Genomic DNA, 22,794 nt, shown 5'->3' with positions numbered 1-22,794 from the left:
AAGGGGTTATTTAGATGTTGGCGAGAAAGGCTGTTGTGGGCCACGTTAAACGTGATGTGTTGTTAGGTGTACAAGCAAGAAAAGCGAGTGCTAGTGTTATATTTGATATTAGCCCACTAATGAAAAAGATTGTTCAAGGTATAGCAATCCTTGCGGGCTTTTTGATGATTATGATGGCTATGAATGCATATACTACAAAATTAGGTTATGAAGTAGTTAAAACACAACAGGCTGTAGTACAATTAGCGAAGGACAATGATACCCTTGATGTAGAGGTGGCATCCTTGAAATCTCCAGTACGCATTCAAAAGATTGCGGAAGAACAATTGGGGATGGTTTTGCCTGATTCCTTTGTGTATAGCACTAAAAGTACGACTTCAGAACGCAATGTACAAGCGAAACAGCAAATTATAGACTAGCAGGCAAAAGCAGCTCTTATGGGCTGCTTTAATTTGCGTATATAGAGGAGACGATAATATGAAATCCTTAAAAGATATTATTAGTACACTAGATGTACAAGAATTACAAGGTAATCAAGATGTAGTTATTCAAGATATTACAGCTGATTCTAGAGCGGTTAAATCTAATAGTTTATTTATTGCTCTGGATGGCGCTACAGTAGATGGTCATAATTATATTGATAAAGCTATTGAGGCGGGTGCCGTAGCAGTTATTGTATCTAAACCAGTAACTGTACCTAATGATATATGTGTGATTACCGTTTTTGATACCCGTCAAGCTATGATGGCTTGTGTACCATATTTCTTTGATTATCCGGCCAATCGTATGCGTATGATTGGTGTTACTGGTACAAATGGCAAGACTACTACGACGCATATGATTCGTCATATTTTAAAGGCTCAAGGCCATAAGGTGGGTGTCATTGGTACGGTTCATATTATGATTGGTGACACTAGTTATCCGATTCATAATACGACGCCTGATGTAGTTGACCTACAGCATATTTTGAATCAAATGGTTCAAGAAGATGTTACATATTGTGTGATGGAGGTATCTTCTCACGCGCTAGCACTAGGTCGTGTTAGTGGCGTTGAATTCGATACGGCCGTATTTACGAATTTGACGCAAGATCATTTGGATTTCCACAAAACCTTTGAGAACTACTTGCAAGCTAAATGTAAGTTGTTTGAACAAGTTAGTGCATCCAATCAAGTTAAAGGGAGTAAAGGCGCTGTAATCAATATTGACGATGCGTATGGTCATCGTGTGGTTGAAAAAACGGCAGCTCCAACTATTACGTATAGTACATTAGGAAATGGTTCCTTAAATGCATCCGATGTTCATATGTCTACTAAGATGAGCCAGTATACTGTTAATTATAATGGTGAAAGTTATCCTGTATCTATGAATACTACGGGTCTATTTAATGTGTATAACACATTGGCTGCCATTGGGGCTTGTTTACAAGAAGGTATTTCAATGGAAGCCATTGATACGGCTTTGAAAACATTTAGTTCTGTACCAGGTAGATTTGAATTAATCGAGGAAGGGCAAGATTTTGCTGTAGTTGTAGATTATGCACATACACCTGATGGTTTACAAAATATTTTAGAAACAGCAAAGGCTATTAAAGAAAATCGCATTATCATCGTATTTGGTTGCGGTGGTGATCGTGATGCTACAAAACGTCCAATTATGGGACGCATTGCAGCAGAATATGGCGATAGAATTTATGTTACATCCGATAATCCGCGCACTGAAGATCCGATACAAATTGTTAAGGATGTAGAGGTAGGTGTAAAAGAAGCACTTCGTGATGGTACATCGTATGAGGTGATTGTCGATCGTAGAGAGGCAATCAATCATGCAATTCATGATGCTAAAGCAGGCGATATTGTTATTATTGCGGGCAAGGGTCATGAAAATTATCAAATTTTAAAGAATGAAACTATTCATTTTGATGACCGAGAAGAGGCTAGACAGGCTCTTAAGGAGATCTAATATGGCAGAATTTACATTACAAGAAATAATTGATGCTACAGGCGGCACATGTAAGGGCGATGTAAGTTTACGGTTTAAAGATATATCTACTGATACGCGTACAATTCAATCGGGGTATGTATTTGTTGCGTTGCGTGGGGATACGTTCGATGGCCATGATTTTATTAATGCAGCTATTGAAAAGGGCGCCACTGCGGCTATCGTTGAAAATGGTCGCGCTGTAGAGGGGATTGTCTGTGTTGAAGTAGAGAATACGTTGAAAGCCTATCAAGATTTGGCGAATTATCATAGACGGCGTTTTCAAATTCCCGTAGTTGCTATTACGGGTTCATCTGGGAAAACGACAACAAAAGAGATGGTAGCAGCTGTTCTTGGTACAGAGTTTAATGTGTTAAAAACAGAAAAGAACTTCAATAATGAAATTGGTTTGCCTAAAACCTTATTGCAATTAACATCAGAACATGAGGCTTGTGTTGTAGAAATGGGGATGCGTGGGCTAGGTCAAATTGAAGAATTAGCACTTATTGCTGAACCAACGATTGGTATTATTACCAATGTTGGAACAAGCCATATTGAATTATTAGGGTCTCAAGAAGCTATTGCAGAGGCCAAGGGTGAGTTAATTCGCTGTTTAGGTCCTGATAGCGTAGCGATTCTGAATGAAGATGATTCTTTTGTAAAGGCTATGAGCTCTATTGCTAAAGGGAAGACCGTTACTTATGGTATTCATAGCAATGCCACTGTAATTGGCAGTCATTTGCGCTATAAAAAAGATGGTATAAAATTTACCTGCAAATGTTATGACGAAGTTTTTGATGTGTTCTTGCCGATGATTGGTGAGCATAATGTATATGATGCATTGGCAGCTATCGGAGCAGGTCGTGTGTTGGGCGTTAAATCCAGTAAGATAAAAAAAGGTCTTAGTGAATTTACAGGCACACCTATGCGTCAAGAAATTGTAGCCTTTGATGATATCGTTATTCTTAATGATGCGTATAATGCCAACCCATCTTCTATGAGTGAAGCAATTAAAGCATTGGGGCAACTGGAAGGTAAACGTAAAATAGCGATGCTTGGGGATATGCTTGAGCTTGGAGATTTTACGGAAGAAGGTCATCGCCAAGTGGGTAGATTGCTTGCAGAAGAAGGCTATAGTGTTGTGTTTACCTTTGGTGATGCAGCCAATTTTATCGCTAAGGAAGCAAAGTTGGCAGGACTTGAAGTACATCGTTGTAATAGTCATCTCGAAATGGCAAATGCCTATAATGATATTCGTGAAAAAGGCGATGTTATATTGGTAAAAGGTTCCAGAGGTCTTAGAATGGAACGTGTTGTAGAAGAATTAAAAGAACGTGAATAAAAGGTGTATCGGCTGGCTTGGTCTAGCCGTAATGCCTATTTAAAGAATAGGGGAGTAATATGATTTACCACATTCTATTAGCATTTGTAGTGACTTTTATAATTACATTAGTGTTGGGCAAGGTTGGCATTCCTATGCTTAAATCTTTACATGCCCAACAAAGTATACGTGAGGAAGGCCCTGAAAGCCATCAAGCTAAGGCTGGTACGCCAACTATGGGAGGTGCTTTTATGATGCTTGCTCTTACGACTGGAGTGGCTATTTTTGCACCATGGAATGTGGCCACAGGCATGTTATTATTCCTTACTCTGGGGCATTGTTTACTCGGTTTCTTTGATGACTTTGTAAAAGCCGTAAAAAAACGTAATCTTGGTTTAACAGCAAAACAAAAATTGCTAGGTCAATTTATTTTAGCGGCTATTTTTTGCTATTTTATAACTGAAATTATGGTGCTTCCTACAACCTTGTGGATCCCTGTTATAGATGCTCATGTGCAATTAGGCTTTGCTTATTATATTTTAGCTTTCTTAATTATTGTAGGTGCTACAAATGCCGTGAATCTAACGGATGGACTTGATGGTCTAGCTTCTGGTACGTCTGCAGTAGCAGCTATTGCTTTTTCTGTTATTGGTCTCATGATTTATTCCACAGAAAACTCTGTGGCTGCTGAAAGTGTAGCTTACTTTGGAGCTATTGTGACTGCTGTATGTCTTGGCTTCTTAGTATTTAATATAAACCCAGCTAAGGTTTTCATGGGGGACACTGGTTCTTTAGCCCTTGGTGGCGCTTTTGCAGGTATGGCGATTTTAACAAAAACAGAATTACTACTCGTGGTTATTGGTGGTATTTTTGTGATGGAAGCCTTGTCTGTTATTATTCAGGTTATTTCCTTTAAAACTCGTGGTGTTCGGGTGTTTAAGATGAGTCCAATTCACCATCATTTTGAGTTATCTGGCTGGTCCGAGCAAACCGTAGTAAACCGCTTCTGGTTTGGTGGTGCAGTTCTAGCCGTGTTAGGCGTTGTATTAGCTACTGTTACCCTTTAGTTTTGAAAAATAAATTACCTTAATTAATTTATGGTTAGAATGGGGAAAATACTTAACTTGAACGGCATTTAATGGTATTCTTATAAAATAAGGTAAATTTCGTTCTTACTTAGTATATTTGGGTGATAGAAATGGATTATGGAGAGAAAAACATTCTTGTTCTTGGCGCTGGTTCAAGCGGTATCGGTGCTGCATGGGTATTGGCACAATTGCATGCAAATGTCGTATTAAATGATTATAAACCTGTAGAATTTGAATCATCTACGCGTAAGAAATTAGATGATGCAGGTGTAACGATTATTACAGGTAGACAGGATAATAGTTTGCTTAATGGTGTCGATCGCATCGTTATCTCTCCAGGAATAGCCTTATCTATTCCTATTGTGCAAGAGGCGTTTAATCGTCATATAGAGGTGGTAAGTGAAGTTGAGCTTGCCTATGATGTTTGTAAATCACCTATTCTTGGTGTGACAGGGACAAATGGTAAAACTACGACCACAACATTGTTGACTCAAGTTATGGAGTCCACAGGATTGCCTATAAAAGTAGGTGGAAATATCGGTGATTCTCTCAGTGAAGCTGCTTTCAATATGCCTGAGGGTGGTTATTTAATCGCTGAATTATCAAGTTATCAACTAGAAACAATTAAATCTTTTTGTCCTCTAGGTGCCATTGTATTGAATGTAACGCCTGACCATTTAGCGCGCCATAAAACAATGGAAAATTATGCGGCTGCTAAAGCACGCATTTTTATGAACCAAAATGCTGAAAATTTTGTTGTTCTTAATGATGACGACCCTATTGTGGCAGCTATGAAAAAGGATGTACATAGTAAAATTCTTAGCATTAGCCAACACCATAAGGTTGAATGTGGTGCTTATTTTGAAGGAAATACTTGCTATGCCGTGTTAAATGGTAATGTTATTTTTGTAATTGATACAGAACAGATTCATATCAAAGGCGCCCATAATATTGAAAATATTTTATCCGTTATTGCCTTAACCTACGCTTTGGGTGTTGATGTAGAACGTATTAAGCGTACAATTGAAAATTTCCATGGTGTAGAACACCGTTTAGAACGTGTTACTACAATCCATGATGTAACATTTTATAATGATTCGAAAGCAACCAATACTGATTCTGTAGTAAAAGCATTGGATGCCTTTGATAAACCTGTTATTTTGTTGGCTGGTGGCCATGACAAAATGACACCTTTAGAAGATTTTATGAACGTAGTGAAGAAGAATACTAAAGAGGTCATTTTTATGGGCGAAGCTGCGGAACGTTTTGAATCAGTTGCTACAAAAGTTGGGGTAACGAATATTCATCGCGCTCAATCTATGAAGGAGGCTGTTGAACTAGGCTATAAACTAGCTGAGCCTAGTGATATTGTTTTGCTTTCACCAGCATGCTCAAGTTTTGACTGGTACAGTTGCTTTGAAGAACGGGGCGACGATTTTAAAAAATGTGTTAAAGAACTAGAGGAAAGGGGCTAAGGGAGTGAAACGAATCATTATTTCTGGCGGTGGCACGGGTGGTCATATTTATCCAGCCATTACGATTTACAAGGAAATTATGAAACAGCAACCTGATGCACAGGTCCTCTATGTAGGAACGAAACATGGGTTAGAAGCTGATTTAGTACCAAAGGAAAATATAGAATTTGTTACATTACCAGTACAAGGTTTACAGCGAAAACTGTCTTTAGGTACTTTAGTAACTATGGGGAAAACAGCGTATTCACTTATAAAGGCTAATTCTATTATTTCTAGCTTTAAACCTGATGTGGTTATTGGGACTGGTGGCTATGTATGTGGTCCTATCTTGATGGCTGCAGCTTTGCGTAATATTCCTACACTTATTCAAGAACAAAATGTAATTGCTGGCATTACTAATAAAATTTTAAGCCGTTTTGTAGATGTAGTTGCTGTTGGTTATAATGAAGCAGCAAAATCATTTGATAAGGCAAAGCAAGTTGTATATACAGGAAATCCAGTGCGTCCCGATGTATTGGTAGATTCTCGTGTAGAAGGTCGTAAGCATTTTGGTCTATCCGATGATATCTTTACGGTTCTTATTGCCGGTGGTTCTCGTGGAGCTAGAACTATTAATAATGCCATGATAGATGTTCATAAACATTTTCAGGGTAAGGACGGCATTAAATTAATTCATATTACCGGTAATGGGGAATATACATCAGTATTAGAAAAATTAGGAATTAATGATGAATCTGGTTTGGGGGAATCATCGTTGATTTTGCCATATTTACACGATATGCCAAAGGCTTTAGCGGCTACTGATTTGGCTGTGTTTAGATCTGGTGCTATCGGTCTTGCTGAATTGGCAGTACGCGGTATTCCATCTGTATTGGTGCCATATCCATATGCAGCAGAAGATCATCAAACGTATAATGCTCGCATCTTTGTACAAGAGGGAGCAGCACATATGATTGTTGACAAGGTTTTGACGAGCCATGATTTGATTGGTGAAATTGAAATGTTTATGGCAAACCGTGAATTGTTAGCTCAAATGGGGGCTAGTGCTTTGCATTTAGGTAAACCAAATGCGGCTCATGATATTGCTGAACTAGCACTATCTATTGCGAAATAGTTAAGGAGAGTTATTATGTTAGAAGGTATCCATAAGATTCATCTCATCGGTATAGGTGGATCTGGTATGCGCGCTATTGCGAATATTTTAATTCAAAAAGGATATGAAGTATCTGGTTCTGATGTGAAAGAATCTGATGTAATTGAACGATTTAGACAAATGGGGGCTACCGTTCATATTGGTCATAATGCTGATTATGTGAATGGTGTAGATGCTGTAGTTCGTTCTACTGCTATTCGTGAAGATAATCCTGAAATTGTAGCGGCTAAGGAACAAGGAATCACTATTTTACATCGCTCTGATATTGTAAAAGCAGTATTGGATGTAACGAATGGTATCGCTGTAGCTGGTGCCCATGGAAAAACATCTACTACTTCTATGATAGGTCAAATTCTCGTAGAAGGTGCGATGGATCCAACGGTGATTATTGGTGGTGAAGTTGATTATTTAAAGGGGAGTAGTTGCTTAGGTGCTGGTGAATATTCTGTTGTAGAAGCAGACGAAAGTGACGGATCATTCTTAAAATTAAAACCAAAGACTATTGTTATCACTAATATAGAAGATGATCATATGGATCATTATAAGACAATGGATAATTTGCTTAATGCATTCTGTCAATTTGTTGAAACATTACCTATGGACGGTAAGGCTGTTGTATGTGGTGATAATGACAATATTCGTGACATCATGGGTAAGGTTGATCGCCAATTTATTACCTATGGTTTAGAAGAAACTAATGATTATGTAGCTAAAAATATTCATTACGAAGATAGCTCACTCGTATATGATGTAGTCCATAAGGGGGCCAACTTGGAGCGCATATCTTTGCGTGTACCTGGAAATCACAATGTACTGAATTCGTTAGCTTCCTTTATTGTGGCTCATGAATGTTGTCATGTTCCTGTTGCTTCTATTGTGAAAGCCCTTGGTAAGTTTATTGGTGCTAAACGCCGTTTCGAAACAAAAGGTCATGTAGCTGGCGTATGGGTTGTCGATGATTATGCTCATCATCCAACAGAAATTAAGGCTACTTTGAAAGCGGCAAAAGAATTAGAAAAACATCGTGTGATTTGTGTATTCCAACCACATCGTTATTCTCGTACATTTTTGTTGAAAGATGAATTTGCTACTGCTTTCACCAGTGCGGATGAAATCTATATGACAGATATCTATAGTTCTGGTGAAGATCCTATTGAAGGTATTGATGGTCATACTATCCCTAATGCTATTAGTGAAGCGACACAGCAACATGTAAATTATGTGGAAGATGTAAATGATTTACCTGCTATTCTTGCTAAAGTAGTTAGACAAAATGATTTAGTTATCACTATGGGGGCGGGATCCATTAATCAATATGGGCCAAAATTATTAGCATTATTGGAAGAAGGTTTACAATGAAAGATAAGCATATCATCGTATTAATGGGGGGGCCTTCTGCAGAAGCAGAGGTATCTCGTCGTACTGGCGCTGCTATTGCAGATGCTTTAAAAAGCAAAGGTTATCATGTATCTACATTGGAGTTAAATCCAAAAACTGTATTGCAAGATATTGAAAACTTGAAGGGTGATGTTGTATTCAATGCAATCCATGGCCGCTATGGTGAGGATGGCGCTTTACAAGGCGTTCTTGAAATGGCTGAAATTCCCTATACTGGATCAGGTATCATGGCTCATTCTGTGGGTATGAATAAAAAAGTAAGTAAGGATGTGTTTAAAGGTGCACATATCCCTACAGCAGAATCCATTTCTTATAATGGTAATTTGCAATCTAAAGAAGATATCATTAAACATATTGAAGATACTTTTTCCTTGCCAGTTGTATTAAAACCTGCTACACAAGGCTCTAGTATTGGCGTAACTATTGTAAAAGAACAAGATCAATTGGCTAAGGCCGTTACTGAGGCCCTTACATATGATCCAATTCTCGTAGTTGAACAGTTTTTAAATGGTCGTGAATTTACTGTATCAGTGCTTGATGGTAAAGCATTGGCAATTATTGAAATTCGTCCACACTCTGGTGAATATGATTATGCAAGTAAATACACAGCAGGGGCCACCGATTATTTGGTACCTGCACCAATTAGTGAAGACATGACAAAAGAGATGCAAGCTATTGGTGAACTTGTATATCGTGAAGTACAAGCGAGTGGCGCAATTCGCGTTGATGTTATGACTGATGATAAAGATAATATGTATGTATTAGAATATAATACAATTCCAGGGATGACTGCTACATCTTTAGTGCCTAAGGCAGCCAAGGAGATGGGCATTGATTTCCCTGAATTATGCGAAAAAATATTATTAACAGCAGGTTATGGGAAATTCTAAGAACTAATATATGTAAGGAGTGTAGTTATGGATGAGTTGAATCAACATCCACCCGCCTCAGAGTCAAAGGAGTCTGCTACTAATACTACGGAATTACTCCATGAGCAGGAGCATGATTCAATCTATAATGATGAACATAATTCAATCTATAGAAATGAACGGGATTTTGCGCATAATCATGAGCGAGAATTAGTTCGTAATCATGAACGGGAGAAAGCAGAGGTTAGAAAGAAGTTTCTAAAAATAGGTGGTGTTGTAGCCCTAGTGTTAGTTGGGTTATTTACACTTCCGATTCCACTTGGTTCTATAAAGGTTGTTGGCTCTGATAAAGTGACTGTACAAGATGTTGAGGTTGCCGGTGATATTGGGGAACCGGTAAATATACTTCGCATCAATAGGGAAACATTACGAAATCGCCTATCTAAAGATCTTCGTGTTGAAGATGCTCAAATAAGTTATGAATTGCCATTGACTATGGTTATTCGCATCGCTGAGCGAAAGGGGATTTCTGTTATACCCGCACAATTTGGATATTTAACATTGGATAAAAATGGGCAAGTTATTGCATCTGATAGTGTTATAGAAGATACGACGGTGCCGATGATTTCTGGTGTTAAAGGTGGTAATATACTATTAGGTGATGTGGTTACTGATAAGCCTATCGTTCAGGTTCTTGATTATCTGCGAGCTTTAGATGATGATACGTTTAAACAAATTGCAGAGGTTAATATTGGTGATCCTGATAATATATTGGTATATACCGTATCAGGAATACAAATTCGACTAGGTGATGGTACAAATCTTAAAGATAAAGCCGAGTTAACAGCTGCTATGTTAAAAGATTTGCCAGAAACACAAGGTAAGGTTGAATATATTGATGTTAATCCATCATCTCCATATATCAAGACTGATAGGATAACAGTGCAACCAAAATCTAATAAAAATAATAAATCTAAGCCAGACACCAGCCAATCTGACAAGACAGATACATCAAAACAAAATGATAATACGTCTAAATCAAAGCAAGACTAGTTATTGGCAGAAATAAAAAGGTGGAATAATGTTGTGAAACATGAACGATGGGCTATAGGTCTCGTTAGTTTTATATTAGGGTTTATGGTGGTAACCCAATATAAGATGACACAAGATAATATTGAAGAAAATATACGGTTGCAACGAACCGGTGATTTGGTGGCTCAGTTAAAGGATGCGGAACAAGAAAAAGACGCATTATTAAAACAAATAGACCAGTTAAGGGCTAATGGGAATGGTTCTGAGCCAGATGAATCCTTACGTAGAAAAGCAGCTTTAACTAATGTTAAGGGGCCTGGTGTAACCGTGTTGATAGAGGATAGTTCTAAACCGATTCAAAGTGGAGAAAATCCTAATTTATACGTAATTCACGATGAGGATATATTGCGTATTGTCAATGAATTGCGGGCCGGCGGTGCAGAAGCATTAGCTATTAATGATCAACGATTGATTGGTACTTCAGAAATTCGTTGTTCGGGGCCAACTATTACTGTTAATGGCAAAGTCTATGGTGCTCCGTTTACGGTTAAGGCCATAGGTGATCCGAAGACGTTAAATTCTGCGTTAACCATGCGTGGTGGCATAGTAGACTCCTTAAAACATTGGGGAATAAAGGTAACTATAAAAGAAGAACAGTCTGTAGCAATTCCTGCTTTTACAGGTTCTTATAGGGAAGAACACCTACAATCTAATGAGTTAGGAGGTAAAGAATGAATATATACATCTTTGCTATTGTAGGTCTTATACTAGGTGTTGTGGTGGGATGGTTAACACCATTACATATTCCTGCAAGTTATGCTAACTATACATCTGTAGCTGTTTTAGCTGCGCTAGATGCCGTGTTTGGCGGTAGTAGAGCCGCTTTAGAACGGGTCTTTGATTTGAGCAATTTTATTACTGGATTTTTTTCCAATGTAATACTCGCAGTCGTGCTTGTATATGTAGGTGATTTAATTGGGATTAATTTATATTACGTAGCGCTCATTGGATTTGGATTACGGGTGTTTATAAATCTAGCTGCGATACGCAAGAACATTATGACTAAACGATTCTAATAATTATGATTCGATTATAGTTGTAGTGGAAAGTTTTTAAATTATAGTGTAAAATAAATGTAATTGTTATAATTAACTCAGTATATAAATAGAAACATTCAAATTTATATTGACAAAATAGATAACGATAAGAGGAGGAAGTGCAATGTCTGATTTTGCAAATATTAAAGTTATTGGTGTAGGTGGCGGCGGTAATAACGCTGTTAATCGCATGGTTGAAAGCGATCTTAAAGGTGTTCAATTCTTGTCCGTTAATACAGAAAGCCAAGTGCTTGAATTATCCAGAGCGGATGTGGCTATTCAAATTGGCGAAAAAGTAACTAAAGGTCTTGGTGCAGGTGCTAACCCACAAATCGGTGAAGAAGCTGCTCAAGAAAGTCGCGAAGACATCATGAAGGCTCTTGAAGGTGCGGATATGGTATTCGTAACTGCTGGTATGGGCGGTGGTACAGGTACTGGTGCGGCTCCTATCGTTGCTGAATGTGCTAAAGAAGTTGGTGCATTAACTGTAGGTGTTGTAACTAAACCTTTCGCATTTGAAGGTAAACGTCGTCGTGCACAAGCTGAAAAAGGCATTGAGTTCTTAACTCAAAAAGTTGATACAATTATCGTTATTCCTAATGACAAATTGTTACAAGTTGTAGATAAAAAATGCTCTTTGTCCGATGCATTCCGTACAGCTGATGAAGTACTTCGTCAAGGTATTAAAGGTATTTCCGACTTGATTCAAGTTCCTGGTTTAATCAATCTTGATTTTGCAGATGTTAAAACTATCATGACTGAGCAAGGCGAAGCGTTGATGGGTATCGGTGTGGGCGAAGGTGAAAACCGTGCTGCAGATGCTGCAAAAATGGCTATCAATAGTCCATTGTTAGAAACTTCTATCGATGGTGCAAAAGGTATCTTACTTAACATCACTGGTAGCTCCAACTTGAGCTTGTTCGAAATTAACGAAGCTGCTGAAATCATTTCCGATGCTGCAGATCCTGATGCAAACATTATCTTTGGTTCTGTTATCGACGAAAACTTGGGCGATAAAGTACAAATCACAGTTGTTGCAACTGGTTTTAACTCCAGTGCTAAGAGTGTACCAGAATTTGGTAAAACAACTACTACACGTCCAGCAAGTACATCTGCACCTACAAGCGGTATCCCTGATATCCCTGTATTCATGAAACGCTAATAATTGATAGATATACTTACCATATTATAAAATGTAACTTATTAAGACACATATTTATATGTGTGTATAGGAGGTACCAATGAAAAAATTAGTATTATTGTCTTTAGCTGCAACAGTAGTTGCTGGTAGTGCATTTGCAGCATCCGTACCAGTAACTAAAATGAGTGATAATTCCACAAAAATTCAAGCTGATTATGCATTCAACCAACGCGTATCTAATAGCGGTGGCATTAACAATGATGGCTTTGGCGTATCTTTAGAACATGATTTAAGCAATAAATCTGCTCTTCAATACTCTTATAGCAAAGTAAATGCTAAAAATGGCGATGTAAAAGATCACCAATTGGCTTATGTTTACAAAGTGCATCCTAATGTGAATGTATATGGTGCTGGTACAGCTATCCGTACACATGACACTGAATTAGGTATTCAAGCTGGTGTAATCGGTCATATGCCTTTAACTGATAAAATCAATGGCTTTGCAAAAGCTGGTTGGGGTAATGATATTAAACACAGCTATCAAGTAGGTGCTCAATACGAATTGAAACCTAATATTGATTTGAACGTATACTATGGTATTGATAAATATAGCGTAGATAATAATGATAAAACTACAAAAGGCTTACATGCTGGCGTAGGTTATACATTCTAATCATAAGTAAATAAGTAAAACCACTCATCTTGGATGGGTGGTTTTTTGCATAAAAGATGCATTTTCTATACTTTGTATTTATGTATACAATATTTTTCATGTATACTCATTGTATAAATGTATAAGTTTAGGTATGATAATGTTGTAATTGTTCTTTTTAGTTAGGATGGTGTATGCGATGACAAGTGTAGCAGCGAAACACGCAAAAGGTAAAAAATTAAAAGATGTAATCTTTGTAACGGCTGGACAAGCAGCAGAGGATACAAAGTTAAATGGTCGTGAACTTGTTGTAAATGGTACATTAGGTGCTATTTATGATGAAGAAGGCAAATTAGTGTTCTTAAAAACTGTTAAGGAAGAATATTTAAACTTATCTGATACTGAACATATTGGTTATGCTCCTATTGCTGGTATTCCAGAATATTTAGAAGGTGCGGAAAAGGAATGTTTTGGCGATTCTCGTCCAGATGGTTTTATCCGTAGTATTGCTACTTCTGGTGGTACCGGTGGTATTCATCATTTAGTACATAACTATACAGAACCTGGCGATGAAGTGTTAACAGCAGATTGGTATTGGGGGGCGTACCGTATCATTTGTAGTGATAATGGACGTACGCTTGTAACATATTCTTTATTTGATGAACATAATAACTTTAATCATGATGCTTTCCAACATCGTGTTAAGGAATTAGCTGCTAAACAAACGAATGTTGTAATTCTATTTAATACACCAGGGAATAATCCGACTGGTTACTCTGTAGAGGATAAGGATTGGGACTCCATTCTTAACTTCTTGAAAGAATTAGTGGCTATAGGACGGAATAATGTTATCATTGGTATCGATGTAGCTTATTTAGATTATTCCGGTGAAAAGGAGGATGTGCGTGCATTCTTCAAAAAAATGGGCCACTTGCCTAAGGAAATCCTTGTTTGTGTATGCTATAGCTTATCTAAAGGCTTCACAATGTATGGTCAACGTGTAGGTGCTATGATTGGTATTTCTTCTGATGAAGAGATTGCAGATGAATTCTTAGAAGTGAATAAATCCACTAGCCGTGCTACATGGTCCAATATTTGCCGCCCTGCTATGCGTGCTATGGCTAATATTGTATCTGATCCTGATAAATTTAAAGCCTATGAAGAAGAACGCAATTCATATTATCAATTAATTCGTGATCGAGCTGATATCTTTAAACAAGAGGCGGCAGAAGTAGGATTGCCTATGTTGCCATATCGTGGTGGTTTCTTTATCACGATCCCAACAGATTCCGGAACAGCAATTTGCGAAGAGTTAAAGAAAGAACATATTTATGTTATTGCTTTAGGCAATGGTATTCGTGTTGCCGCCTGTGGTATCCCTAAATTCCAAATGAAGGGGTTAGCAGGGAAAATCTATGATGCTATGAAGCGATTAGGAAAACTATAAAGATATAAAATGCAAAAAGGCACTTCAGTATTTTGAAGTGCCTTTTAGTGTTAGTGAATATCTTTATGTTCTTTAATATCTTGATCTGCTTCTTTAGCTAAACTTTCTAGTGCGCGCTTAGGTGCTGTTCGTTCACCTGTTTTAGGATCAACAAATTCAACGCGATCTAAGGTATCTGTGATTTGTCCTTTAATAAAGCCTAAATAGATGTTATATAGCTCTTTCTTTTCGGCTAATTCTTCAGGTGTTAGTTCTTGACCTGATTTTTTCTTAGCTGCTAGTTCATTTATACGTTTTAATGTATCGTTAATATTGGTCATAATTGCCTCCTGTATTCTATATTAGAATAACATAATTTATTATAACATAGAACTTAATGAATACGTATGGTAAGATATAAATTGTACGAGTTCGTACTTTCACAGGTGAGAAAGGAGTTTATCGTGCGTGTTACGAAAGCAATTAAGGCAGAACAATTAGCATTATTAGAAGAGCATTATTTTGATGCTAAACCTGCTCTTGAATACACAAATGAATTTGAATTATTAGTCGCTGTTGTGTTATCTGCACAGTGCACAGATGAGAGGGTTAACATTGTTACAAAACGATTGTTCCCTGCATTAAATCATCCGGCTAAGATGCTAGAGGTTGGTGTTACAAAACTAGAAGCTCTTATCAAGGATTGTGGTTTGTATAAATCAAAGGCGAAGAATTTGATTGCCACTTGTCATATATTGGTAGAACAATATCATGGAGAAGTGCCACGTGAATTTGATCAGCTCGTTGAATTACCCGGTGTAGGTCGAAAAACGGCAAACGTTGTGGTATCCGTATTATTCGGAACACCAGCTATTGCGGTGGATACACATGTATTCCGTGTAGCAAACCGATTGAAATTAGGTATTGCAAAGACGCCAGAAGAAATGGAACAAAAATTGCAAAAGGCTATACCAAAAGAGAAGTGGTCTGCAGCTCATCATTGGCTGATTTATCATGGACGACGTGTTTGTAAAGCTCGTAAGCCTCTATGTGAAACTTGTTTTTTACATCATCTTTGTCCGTCAGCAGGAAAGGTTTAATATGAAAAAGAATAATGAAGAACTAATTGCCCTTTGTGCTCAATATGGCATAGAAGGTATTGATATCGTCAACGAATTAATGCGTTTTAAAGTATTAGATCAATTGCTTTCTAGCAATGCGAATTCTCGTGAATGGGGTGTTACACCAGAGGACTTATATGGATTAGCTGAGAAATCTACGGTGGAATCCTTTGGACCTATTCCATATGATGTAAATACTTTTCGTGCATTGTACGGCCCTTCATTTACGGTAGAACTCTTTGATTTTATTAGTGATACTGGAATTCTAGATGGTCTTGATGTAGGAACTATATGGGAAACACCTGTTCGTGAAAGTATAGAAAGTCATAGTAAAACAGGAGAGCTCGTCTTATATGCGTATGTAGAAGAATACGCTGGCATGATAGATGAAATTTTACAATCTTATGAGGATAAAAAGGTTGTCCTCTATACAGCATCTCCCGTATGTTATAGCATTATCTCTCGATTGTATCCAATGGCTCAAATTATTAATCAATGGCCTCATCGCAGCTATTTTGATCATATCTTTACAGGTACGGTTGGTATGTTCCAATCTTCTGAAGATATCGTAGAAGAGGTAGCTAATGGTTTGCATAATTTAGTACCGGAAGGTACCGCTCAATTATTCTTACCTGCTACGATGGCTCAAAATCAATTAGGCTTAAATAATATGGCTTTACAATTCTTTTTGAATCAAAAGCGTGTGGAGTCTATTCGTGAATGGGTTCCTTTGGGGGCTTATGAAATTACTTATGGTAAGTATGATGTTAAAAAGATGCGTGTAGGCCTTCAAGAACGAGTAGGTGATGAATGGAAATCTATTAATTATATTCCATTGCCTCATGGTGTATTTGCTCAATTACCAGTATTTACTGTATTAAATTATGGCTTATCCTTACGCTCTATCTTATTACCTGGCGGTCAAACTGATGTTGCCTTGGGTCAGGATGGTATTTATTGTCTTGATGGTCGTGTATCTGAATTAGGAAGAGCAGCTCTTCGCGAGAATGGTGCCTACTATTTAGCATTTACTCGTCATAGTGACCATGTAGATGTGGCATTAGGTACAGATATACCTAAATCTGGTGTATATTGGATGTTCCCAGATGCAGAGTTAGCTTACATGTGGTACACATACTTCTCTAGCACTATTGGACAAACCTTGATACAAGAAATCTCTATGCTCGTTCAAACAGAAGAATCCTTTGGATACATGCTGAGCAGCGTGCGTCGTCGTGTACTCGATGTGAAGGACGAAGCATTGTTAGTTAATGCAGTTCAATCTATTGATACAGCATATAATGAAGCTATTAATGCTGCACGTGCATCTTGGCAAGAGAATATAAACTCCTTAGGCGCTGATGTTATGCCTCCAACAGTTTCTATTGACATTGAAGATTACAGTGACTATAAAAAATAATTGTCAATATAGGTAATTTAGTTTACAATATATCGTATCTGTTTTAGAACTAAGAAAATAAACTTGACACATAGTGTACACTGTAATTAGGTGAGGAGGGAGGCAAGAATGGCTGTTATTAATTTCGAGATTTTCAAAGTTATCGGTACATTATCTGAAGATAAAGATGGCTGGAAAAAACAACTTACATGTACAAGCTGGGGAAAATATAATCCTAAATTTGACCTTCGTGCTTGGGATAGCGAATATACAAGCATGAAAAAAGGGATTACTCTTTCCTTAGAAGAATTGATTGCATTGCGCAATCTTTTAAATGAAAGTGATTTAGAAACTATTTTGGCGGAAGCGATTGAAGAAAAACAGGCTTCTAAAGAGTAGTTTCTTGATTTGTGCGTCCTATCGTGCTATAATCTATAAGAATAATATTGATTGCTGGAAAGAGGTGTATAGAATGAAACAAGGTATTCATCCAGACTATAAAGAAGCTACAGTTACTTGCGGTTGTGGTAACACATTCAAAACTGGCTCTGTAAAAGAAGACCTTCGTGTAGACGTTTGCTCCAAATGCCATCCGTTCTTCACTGGTCAACAACGTGCGGCTCAAGCTCGTGGTCGTATCGAACAATTTAACAAACGTTACGGTAAATAATAGTTTATGTAGCGAAACAATTATTGGCAGGGCTTTGGGCTCTGCCTCTATTTGTTTATGAAAGGAAATCCGTTGGAAAAAGAACGTATTAAGAAGTTCGTTGGTGGACAGGCCGTTATTGAAGGCGTCATGATGCGTGGGCCAGGATATACGGCAACAGCTGTACGTGAACCTTCTGGTTCTATTGTGGTGCAAAAGGAAGCAACCACGTCCATTCAAGATCGATATCCTATATTAAAGAAACCATTTTTACGAGGCTGTGTTGCCTTATATGAATCTCTCGTTATCGGTATGAAGGCATTATCCTTCTCTGCAAAAGCAGCTGGTGATGAAGAGGAAGAAATGTCTAATAGTGAAATTGTCATAACCATGATTTTTTCAACTCTATTTGCGATTGCTTTGTTTGTAGCCCTTCCTACATTTGTAGTTAAATTTATTCCTGGTATTCAAGATAATCACTTTATTTTGAATCTTGTGGAAGGTGCTATACGATTGGCTCTGTTTTTACTCTATATTTGGGGTATTGGTTTAACAAAGGATATACAACGCGTATTCCAATACCATGGCGCAGAGCATAAGACCATTCATGCTTATGAAAATAATCTACCATTGACCGTAGAAAATGTGCGTACCCAATCTCGATTACATCCGCGATGTGGCACGAATTTTCTACTCATTGTAATGGTAGTTAGTATATTTGTATTTGCTTTTTTAGGCTGGCCTAATTTACTAGAACGCATCGTATCACGCGTGTTGTTGATGCCTGTTGTAGCAGGTATTGCCTATGAATTTATTCGTTTTGCAGGACGTAGTGAAAGCTCTTTTGTGAAATCTCTTGTTAAACCTGGTTTAGCATTGCAATATATGACGACTAGAGAACCAGAAGCAGATCAAATAGAGGTAGCAATTCGCGCATTAGAGGAGGTACGTCCTCCAGAAGAAGATGCTTATGAAGATGATATACATTAAGATTGAGGTTACATATGTTAGTAGATAAATTACAAGTCATCGAAGATAAATTTATGGATCTTGAGCAGCGCATCAGTGATCCTGAAGTTATTGCACGTCAAGATGAATGGCGTAAATTGACACGTCAACATTCGCAACTATCTGAAACTGTAGAAACTTTTAGAGAATATAAAAAGGTTCTTCAAGGCCTTGAAGAGGCTATGGAAGTTATCGAAGATAAATCGATGGATGAAGAGTTCCGTGAAATGGCTCAAGAAGAATTAAAAGAATTAAAGCCACAAAAAGAGGAATTGGAAGAAAAGTTACAAATTCTCTTGCTACCAAAAGATCCTAATGATGATAAAAATATTATCATTGAGATTCGTGGTGGTGCTGGCGGTGATGAAGCAGCTTTGTTTGCAGGTGATTTATTCCGCATGTACACAAAATATGCAGAAAGCCAAGGCTGGCGCTGTGAAATCATCGATTCTAATGTACCAGAACTCGGTGGATTTAAAGAGGTTGTTTTCTCTGTAGATGGGGAAAGTGTATACTCTAAGATGAAATTCGAGTCCGGTGTACATCGTGTACAACGTGTACCAACAACAGAAACACAAGGTCGCGTACATACATCTACCGTAACCGTAGCGGTATTGCCAGAAATGGAAGATGTAGATATCGAAATTAATGATAAAGATCTTAAAATTGATACATATTGTGCTAGTGGCGCTGGTGGTCAGCACGTTAATAGAACAGAATCTGCTGTGCGTATTACACACTTACCATCTGGTATTGTTGTAGCGTGCCAAGATGAACGGTCTCAGCTTAAAAATAAGGATAAAGCTATGCGTGTATTGCGTGCTAAATTACAAGACCAAGCTGAACAAGAGGCTCAAGCTAGCATGGCTGCAGATCGTAAGAGCCAAGTCGGCACTGGTGATCGAAGTGAACGTATTCGTACGTATAACTATCCACAAGGCCGTGTAACAGATCATCGTATTAACTTAACACTCTATAAATTAGATGCTGTGTTAAATGGCGATCTTGATGAAGTAATTCAAGCCTTAAATGCTGCAGATCAAGCAGCTAAAATGCAGGAGGCTAACACAAATGCATAAGGAGATTTGGACAATCGGTCGTATTCTCCAGTGGACAGAGCAGTACTTTCAAAGCAAGGAGATGGATACACCTCGACTTGATGGGGAAGTACTGCTTTCTCACGTTTTAGGCAAAAATCGTATTTATTTATATACGAATTATGATCAACCCCTAGAGCAAGAAGAACTTGATCGATTTCGACCATTAGTTATTGAGCGTGCCAAAGGTTATAGTGTGGCATCCTTGACAGGGAAAAAGGACTTTATGGGACTTACCTTTGCCGTTAATGATAAGGTCTTAATTCCACGTCCTGATACGGAAACCTTAGTGGAGTACGTATTAGGTGCTTATCATCAGCAAGATTCTATTCGAATTCTTGATATGTGTACCGGCCCTGGAACAATTTTATTGAGTCTTTTACATTACCTGCCTGCTGCAACAGGTGTAGGTTTAGATATTTCCAAAGATGCACTCATAGTGGCGAATCAGAACCAAGAGTCTTTTAAATTAGAAAATCGCAGTGAATTTTATGAGTCAGACATGTTTTCTTATTTAGAAAATCATGGTGAACTTTTTGATGTAATTGTGTCTAATCCTCCATATATTCGTTTAGAGGATAAAAAAATCTTGTCTCCTGATGTTCTTAATGAACCTCATATTGCATTATTTGGTGGTGAAGATGGTCTTGATTTCTATCGACAACTAGCTAATCAATGTCAGCATTATCTTAAACCTCATGGTTTAGTGGCCTTTGAGGTAGGGTATGATCAGGCCGATGAGGTAAAATGTTTATTAGACGCAACTGGTTTATATAGAGAAACAGCCTTTGTAGCCGATTTATCTGGTATCAATCGTGTTGTAACGGCACGTGTGAAAGGATGAGATTGTGGAAACTAAGATTATTAGTGAACTTACAACAGAAAATTTACACTTAGTTGCAGAATCTTTGCGTCGTGGTGAGGTTGTTGCTATTCCTACGGAAACCGTATATGGTCTCGGTGCTAATGGGCTTGACGAGGCGTCTATGGATAAGATTTATGCCGCTAAAGGACGTCCCTCAGATAATCCATTAATATTACATGTACCAAATGCTGACAGTATTAAGCCTCTTGTAAAAGAGATCCCCGATACGGCATATAAATTAATTGATGCCTTTTGGCCGGGGCCGTTGACGATTACCTTACCAAAATCTGACCTAGTACCTGATCGTGCTACTGGAGGATTAGATCGAGTTGCACTACGGTGTCCTGATCATGATATTTGTCGTGAAGTATTATCTTTAGCGGGTGTTCCAATTGCAGCCCCTAGTGCTAATATTTCAGGTCGCCCAAGTCCGACTACGGCACAGGCTGTATATGATGATATGAACGGTCGCATTCCTTATATTGTAGATGCAGGAATCTGTACAATTGGTGTCGAATCTACAGTTGTGGAGGTTCGAGAAGATGGTGTAACCATATTAAGACCTGGTGGTATCACTAAAGAAATGCTAGAGACTGTAGTAGAGAACGTGGTATATGATCCCTTTTTATCATCTCAAACTGAAGCACCAAAGGCGCCAGGTATGAAATATAAACATTATGCTCCTGATGCTCCTATGCGTGCCTTTATAGGGACTCCAGATGATGTAGCAGATGCTTTTACAAAGGTTATTCGGGAACGAGAAAATAATCGAGGTGCATTCCTTGTTAGTGAAGAAACATATGACCTACTAAAGGGCAATGTGAAGGGCGAATTTCACGTATACGGACATCATGGTGATGCAGTTAGATTAGCCCATAATTTTTATAAATCATTACATTATTTTAATGAATGTGGTGTAGACTATATTTTGGCAGAAGGCGTTGAAAATTCAGGCCTTGGTGTAGCCGTAATGAATCGAATGGACAAAGCTTGTGGTGGACAGATTATCTATTTATAAGTAATTATGTAGAATTTATTATGTCCATTCATAATAGAAAAATGTCTTTACATATTGGATGTATTTGCTATAATGTATAAATAGCCACAAATATTGTGGTAGTAAGGATGTCATTATGAATATTTTATATGTATGTACTGGTAATACCTGCCGAAGTCCTATGGCAGAAGGTATTACGCGGGCTTTAGCAAATGAGCAAGGTCTAGATGTGAATGTGTTTTCCGCTGGATTATTTGCTGCCTATGGTGCTAAGCCTACAGAACAAGCTGTGATTGCGATTCAATCTATCGCTGATATTTCTGGTCACGAATCAAGACCTCTTACCATGGATCTTGTAAATAAAGCGGATTTAATTATTGGCATGACACAGGATCATAAATCCGTGTTGCTTCGTCAATTTCCCTTTGAGGAATATAAAATTAAAACGCTTGCTGATTGGGGGCATGGTGCTGGGGACGTGGTAGACCCATTTGGTTCAGATCAAGTAATGTATAATCAATGTGCTGAGCAGATTTATAATCTTGTAAAAGCCGGGTTAGCGTCATCTAAAGAATAGGAGATAGGGCTATGAAAATTGCTGTTGGTTGTGATCATGGTGGATTACATTTAAAACAAGAAATTAAGGAATTATTATCTACATTAGGGCATGAAGTGGAAGACTTTGGTACACATAGTACAGAGTCTTGCGATTATCCTGATATCGCTGAACCCGTAGCTCATGCTGTTGTAGATGGTACCGCAGATCGAGGTATTTTAATTTGTGGAACAGGCATTGGTATTGGCATTGCTGCCAATAAGATTGCTGGTGTTCGTGCTGCTTTATGCCACGATACTTTTTCCGCTCATGCCAGTCGTGAACACAATAATGCAAATATTCTCACTATGGGGGAACGGGTTATTGGACCAGGCCTTGCCAAGGATATTGTTACGATTTGGTTAAATACCGAATTTGAAGGTGGGCGTCATGCACGTCGTATTGAAAAAATTTCTGCTCTTGAAAAATAA

General features: G+C 38.0%; 25 protein-coding genes. 24 read left to right on the top strand and 1 reads right to left on the bottom strand.

Translation table 11 applies throughout. The features are described from left to right. The first annotated feature begins 14 nt into the window (after positions 1–14). From ftsL to VEI_RS05660, 14 genes are all read left to right on the top strand, one after another. Positions 15–419, top strand: coding sequence for a cell division protein FtsL (gene ftsL, locus VEI_RS05725; protein WP_059363143.1), 405 nt, complete (start codon positions 15–17; stop codon positions 417–419). 58 nt (positions 420–477) lie between these two features. Continuing rightward, entirely contained in the window at positions 478–1,962 is a 1,485-nt protein-coding gene (locus tag VEI_RS05720) for a UDP-N-acetylmuramoyl-L-alanyl-D-glutamate--2,6-diaminopimelate ligase (protein WP_059363140.1), read from the top strand. Position 1,963: 1 nt separating this feature from the next. Continuing rightward, on the top strand, positions 1,964–3,322 hold the full coding sequence (locus tag VEI_RS05715; protein ID WP_059363135.1) for a UDP-N-acetylmuramoyl-tripeptide--D-alanyl-D-alanine ligase: 1,359 nt from the start codon (positions 1,964–1,966) through the stop codon (positions 3,320–3,322). Between the two features lie 59 nt (positions 3,323–3,381). Next, the gene (gene mraY / locus VEI_RS05710) at positions 3,382–4,368 is read left to right on the top strand and encodes a phospho-N-acetylmuramoyl-pentapeptide-transferase (protein WP_059363132.1); all 987 of its coding nucleotides are present in this window, start codon (positions 3,382–3,384) and stop codon (positions 4,366–4,368) included. Positions 4,369–4,499: 131 nt separating this feature from the next. Next, complete coding sequence (gene murD / locus VEI_RS05705) at positions 4,500–5,864, top strand: UDP-N-acetylmuramoyl-L-alanine--D-glutamate ligase (protein ID WP_059363131.1); 1,365 nt, start codon at positions 4,500–4,502, stop codon at positions 5,862–5,864. 4 nt (positions 5,865–5,868) lie between these two features. Beyond that, positions 5,869–6,978 carry an undecaprenyldiphospho-muramoylpentapeptide beta-N-acetylglucosaminyltransferase gene (murG, locus tag VEI_RS05700; protein ID WP_059363129.1) on the top strand — a complete coding sequence of 370 codons (1,110 nt, stop codon included), beginning with the start codon at positions 5,869–5,871 and terminating at the stop codon, positions 6,976–6,978. 15 nt (positions 6,979–6,993) lie between these two features. After that, positions 6,994–8,376, top strand: a complete 1,383-nt coding sequence (gene murC, locus VEI_RS05695) for a UDP-N-acetylmuramate--L-alanine ligase (RefSeq protein WP_059363126.1) — start codon at positions 6,994–6,996, stop codon at positions 8,374–8,376. Beyond that, positions 8,373–9,305, top strand: coding sequence for a D-alanine--D-alanine ligase family protein (locus VEI_RS05690; RefSeq protein WP_059363125.1), 933 nt, complete (start codon positions 8,373–8,375; stop codon positions 9,303–9,305). The genes murC and VEI_RS05690 overlap by 4 nt, the downstream gene beginning before the upstream one ends. Positions 9,306–9,332: 27 nt before the next feature. Next, a complete protein-coding gene (locus VEI_RS05685) occupies positions 9,333–10,337 on the top strand; it encodes a cell division protein FtsQ/DivIB (RefSeq protein ID WP_059363123.1) in 1,005 nt (334 codons plus the stop codon). 33 nt (positions 10,338–10,370) lie between these two features. Continuing rightward, entirely contained in the window at positions 10,371–11,051 is a 681-nt protein-coding gene (locus VEI_RS05680) for a DUF881 domain-containing protein (RefSeq protein WP_082161459.1), read from the top strand. Further along, complete coding sequence (locus tag VEI_RS05675) at positions 11,048–11,392, top strand: small basic family protein (RefSeq protein ID WP_059363121.1); 345 nt, start codon at positions 11,048–11,050, stop codon at positions 11,390–11,392. Before VEI_RS05680 ends, VEI_RS05675 begins: the two co-directional genes overlap by 4 nt. Positions 11,393–11,537: 145 nt before the next feature. Next, on the top strand, positions 11,538–12,575 hold the full coding sequence (gene ftsZ, locus VEI_RS05670) for a cell division protein FtsZ (protein ID WP_059363119.1): 1,038 nt from the start codon (positions 11,538–11,540) through the stop codon (positions 12,573–12,575). Positions 12,576–12,654: 79 nt separating this feature from the next. After that, positions 12,655–13,227: a porin family protein gene (locus VEI_RS05665; RefSeq protein WP_059363117.1), complete on the top strand. Its 573-nt coding sequence runs from the start codon at positions 12,655–12,657 to the stop codon at positions 13,225–13,227. Positions 13,228–13,405: 178 nt separating this feature from the next. Beyond that, the gene (locus VEI_RS05660; RefSeq protein WP_059363114.1) at positions 13,406–14,653 is read left to right on the top strand and encodes an aminotransferase class I/II-fold pyridoxal phosphate-dependent enzyme; all 1,248 of its coding nucleotides are present in this window, start codon (positions 13,406–13,408) and stop codon (positions 14,651–14,653) included. Between the two features lie 50 nt (positions 14,654–14,703). Here VEI_RS05660 and VEI_RS05655 read toward each other — a convergent pair whose 3' ends face one another. Continuing rightward, a complete protein-coding gene (locus tag VEI_RS05655; RefSeq protein ID WP_059363109.1) occupies positions 14,704–14,973 on the bottom strand; it encodes a DUF896 domain-containing protein in 270 nt (89 codons plus the stop codon). A 123-nt stretch (positions 14,974–15,096) separates the two neighbouring features. Here VEI_RS05655 and nth point away from each other — a divergent pair, with 123 nt between their 5' ends. From nth to rpiB, 10 genes are all read left to right on the top strand, one after another. Continuing rightward, positions 15,097–15,732: an endonuclease III gene (gene nth / locus VEI_RS05650; RefSeq protein WP_009661077.1), complete on the top strand. Its 636-nt coding sequence runs from the start codon at positions 15,097–15,099 to the stop codon at positions 15,730–15,732. Between the two features lies 1 nt (position 15,733). Then, positions 15,734–17,173, top strand: coding sequence for a hypothetical protein (locus VEI_RS05645; RefSeq protein ID WP_059363102.1), 1,440 nt, complete (start codon positions 15,734–15,736; stop codon positions 17,171–17,173). A 108-nt stretch (positions 17,174–17,281) separates the two neighbouring features. Next, positions 17,282–17,551: a YdbC family protein gene (locus VEI_RS05640; protein WP_059363097.1), complete on the top strand. Its 270-nt coding sequence runs from the start codon at positions 17,282–17,284 to the stop codon at positions 17,549–17,551. 73 nt (positions 17,552–17,624) lie between these two features. After that, entirely contained in the window at positions 17,625–17,822 is a 198-nt protein-coding gene (rpmE, locus tag VEI_RS05635; protein WP_004696185.1) for a 50S ribosomal protein L31, read from the top strand. 57 nt (positions 17,823–17,879) lie between these two features. Next, a complete protein-coding gene (locus VEI_RS05630) occupies positions 17,880–18,791 on the top strand; it encodes a DUF1385 domain-containing protein (RefSeq protein ID WP_059363092.1) in 912 nt (303 codons plus the stop codon). Between the two features lie 14 nt (positions 18,792–18,805). Beyond that, positions 18,806–19,888, top strand: a complete 1,083-nt coding sequence (gene prfA / locus VEI_RS05625) for a peptide chain release factor 1 (protein ID WP_059363086.1) — start codon at positions 18,806–18,808, stop codon at positions 19,886–19,888. Continuing rightward, a complete protein-coding gene (gene prmC, locus VEI_RS05620; RefSeq protein ID WP_059363079.1) occupies positions 19,881–20,750 on the top strand; it encodes a peptide chain release factor N(5)-glutamine methyltransferase in 870 nt (289 codons plus the stop codon). The genes prfA and prmC overlap by 8 nt, the downstream gene beginning before the upstream one ends. A 4-nt stretch (positions 20,751–20,754) precedes the next feature. Then, a complete protein-coding gene (locus VEI_RS05615) occupies positions 20,755–21,789 on the top strand; it encodes an L-threonylcarbamoyladenylate synthase (protein ID WP_059363076.1) in 1,035 nt (344 codons plus the stop codon). 115 nt (positions 21,790–21,904) lie between these two features. Further along, positions 21,905–22,345: a low molecular weight protein arginine phosphatase gene (locus tag VEI_RS05610; protein WP_059363074.1), complete on the top strand. Its 441-nt coding sequence runs from the start codon at positions 21,905–21,907 to the stop codon at positions 22,343–22,345. Positions 22,346–22,356: 11 nt separating this feature from the next. After that, entirely contained in the window at positions 22,357–22,794 is a 438-nt protein-coding gene (gene rpiB, locus VEI_RS05605) for a ribose 5-phosphate isomerase B (RefSeq protein WP_059363070.1), read from the top strand.

The sequence above is a fragment of the Veillonella tobetsuensis genome (assembly GCF_001078375.1).
Taxonomy (GTDB): domain Bacteria; phylum Bacillota; class Negativicutes; order Veillonellales; family Veillonellaceae; genus Veillonella; species Veillonella tobetsuensis.
The sequence above is the reverse complement of the archived record's forward strand: the minus strand, read 5'-3'. Positions and strand labels throughout refer to the sequence as shown.

What these genes read in the sequence shown, in the direction of transcription:
- VEI_RS05720 (WP_059363140.1), top strand. Translation starts at nt 478, where the DNA reads ATGAAATCCTTAAAAGATATTATTAGTACACTAGATGTACAAGAATTA.
- VEI_RS05660 (WP_059363114.1), top strand. Translation starts at nt 13,406, where the DNA reads ATGACAAGTGTAGCAGCGAAACACGCAAAAGGTAAAAAATTAAAAGAT.
- VEI_RS05645 (WP_059363102.1), top strand. Translation starts at nt 15,734, where the DNA reads ATGAAAAAGAATAATGAAGAACTAATTGCCCTTTGTGCTCAATATGGC.
- VEI_RS05690 (WP_059363125.1), top strand. Translation starts at nt 8,373, where the DNA reads ATGAAAGATAAGCATATCATCGTATTAATGGGGGGGCCTTCTGCAGAA.
- mraY (WP_059363132.1), top strand. Translation starts at nt 3,382, where the DNA reads ATGATTTACCACATTCTATTAGCATTTGTAGTGACTTTTATAATTACA.
- rpiB (WP_059363070.1), top strand. Translation starts at nt 22,357, where the DNA reads ATGAAAATTGCTGTTGGTTGTGATCATGGTGGATTACATTTAAAACAA.
- VEI_RS05665 (WP_059363117.1), top strand. Translation starts at nt 12,655, where the DNA reads ATGAAAAAATTAGTATTATTGTCTTTAGCTGCAACAGTAGTTGCTGGT.
- VEI_RS05675 (WP_059363121.1), top strand. Translation starts at nt 11,048, where the DNA reads ATGAATATATACATCTTTGCTATTGTAGGTCTTATACTAGGTGTTGTG.
- murC (WP_059363126.1), top strand. Translation starts at nt 6,994, where the DNA reads ATGTTAGAAGGTATCCATAAGATTCATCTCATCGGTATAGGTGGATCT.
- VEI_RS05640 (WP_059363097.1), top strand. Translation starts at nt 17,282, where the DNA reads ATGGCTGTTATTAATTTCGAGATTTTCAAAGTTATCGGTACATTATCT.
- prfA (WP_059363086.1), top strand. Translation starts at nt 18,806, where the DNA reads ATGTTAGTAGATAAATTACAAGTCATCGAAGATAAATTTATGGATCTT.
- rpmE (WP_004696185.1), top strand. Translation starts at nt 17,625, where the DNA reads ATGAAACAAGGTATTCATCCAGACTATAAAGAAGCTACAGTTACTTGC.
- prmC (WP_059363079.1), top strand. Translation starts at nt 19,881, where the DNA reads ATGCATAAGGAGATTTGGACAATCGGTCGTATTCTCCAGTGGACAGAG.
- VEI_RS05630 (WP_059363092.1), top strand. Translation starts at nt 17,880, where the DNA reads ATGAAAGGAAATCCGTTGGAAAAAGAACGTATTAAGAAGTTCGTTGGT.
- VEI_RS05715 (WP_059363135.1), top strand. Translation starts at nt 1,964, where the DNA reads ATGGCAGAATTTACATTACAAGAAATAATTGATGCTACAGGCGGCACA.
- ftsZ (WP_059363119.1), top strand. Translation starts at nt 11,538, where the DNA reads ATGTCTGATTTTGCAAATATTAAAGTTATTGGTGTAGGTGGCGGCGGT.
- VEI_RS05655 (WP_059363109.1), bottom strand. Translation starts at nt 14,973, where the DNA reads ATGACCAATATTAACGATACATTAAAACGTATAAATGAACTAGCAGCT.
- VEI_RS05610 (WP_059363074.1), top strand. Translation starts at nt 21,905, where the DNA reads ATGAATATTTTATATGTATGTACTGGTAATACCTGCCGAAGTCCTATG.
- murD (WP_059363131.1), top strand. Translation starts at nt 4,500, where the DNA reads ATGGATTATGGAGAGAAAAACATTCTTGTTCTTGGCGCTGGTTCAAGC.
- ftsL (WP_059363143.1), top strand. Translation starts at nt 15, where the DNA reads ATGTTGGCGAGAAAGGCTGTTGTGGGCCACGTTAAACGTGATGTGTTG.
- VEI_RS05685 (WP_059363123.1), top strand. Translation starts at nt 9,333, where the DNA reads ATGGATGAGTTGAATCAACATCCACCCGCCTCAGAGTCAAAGGAGTCT.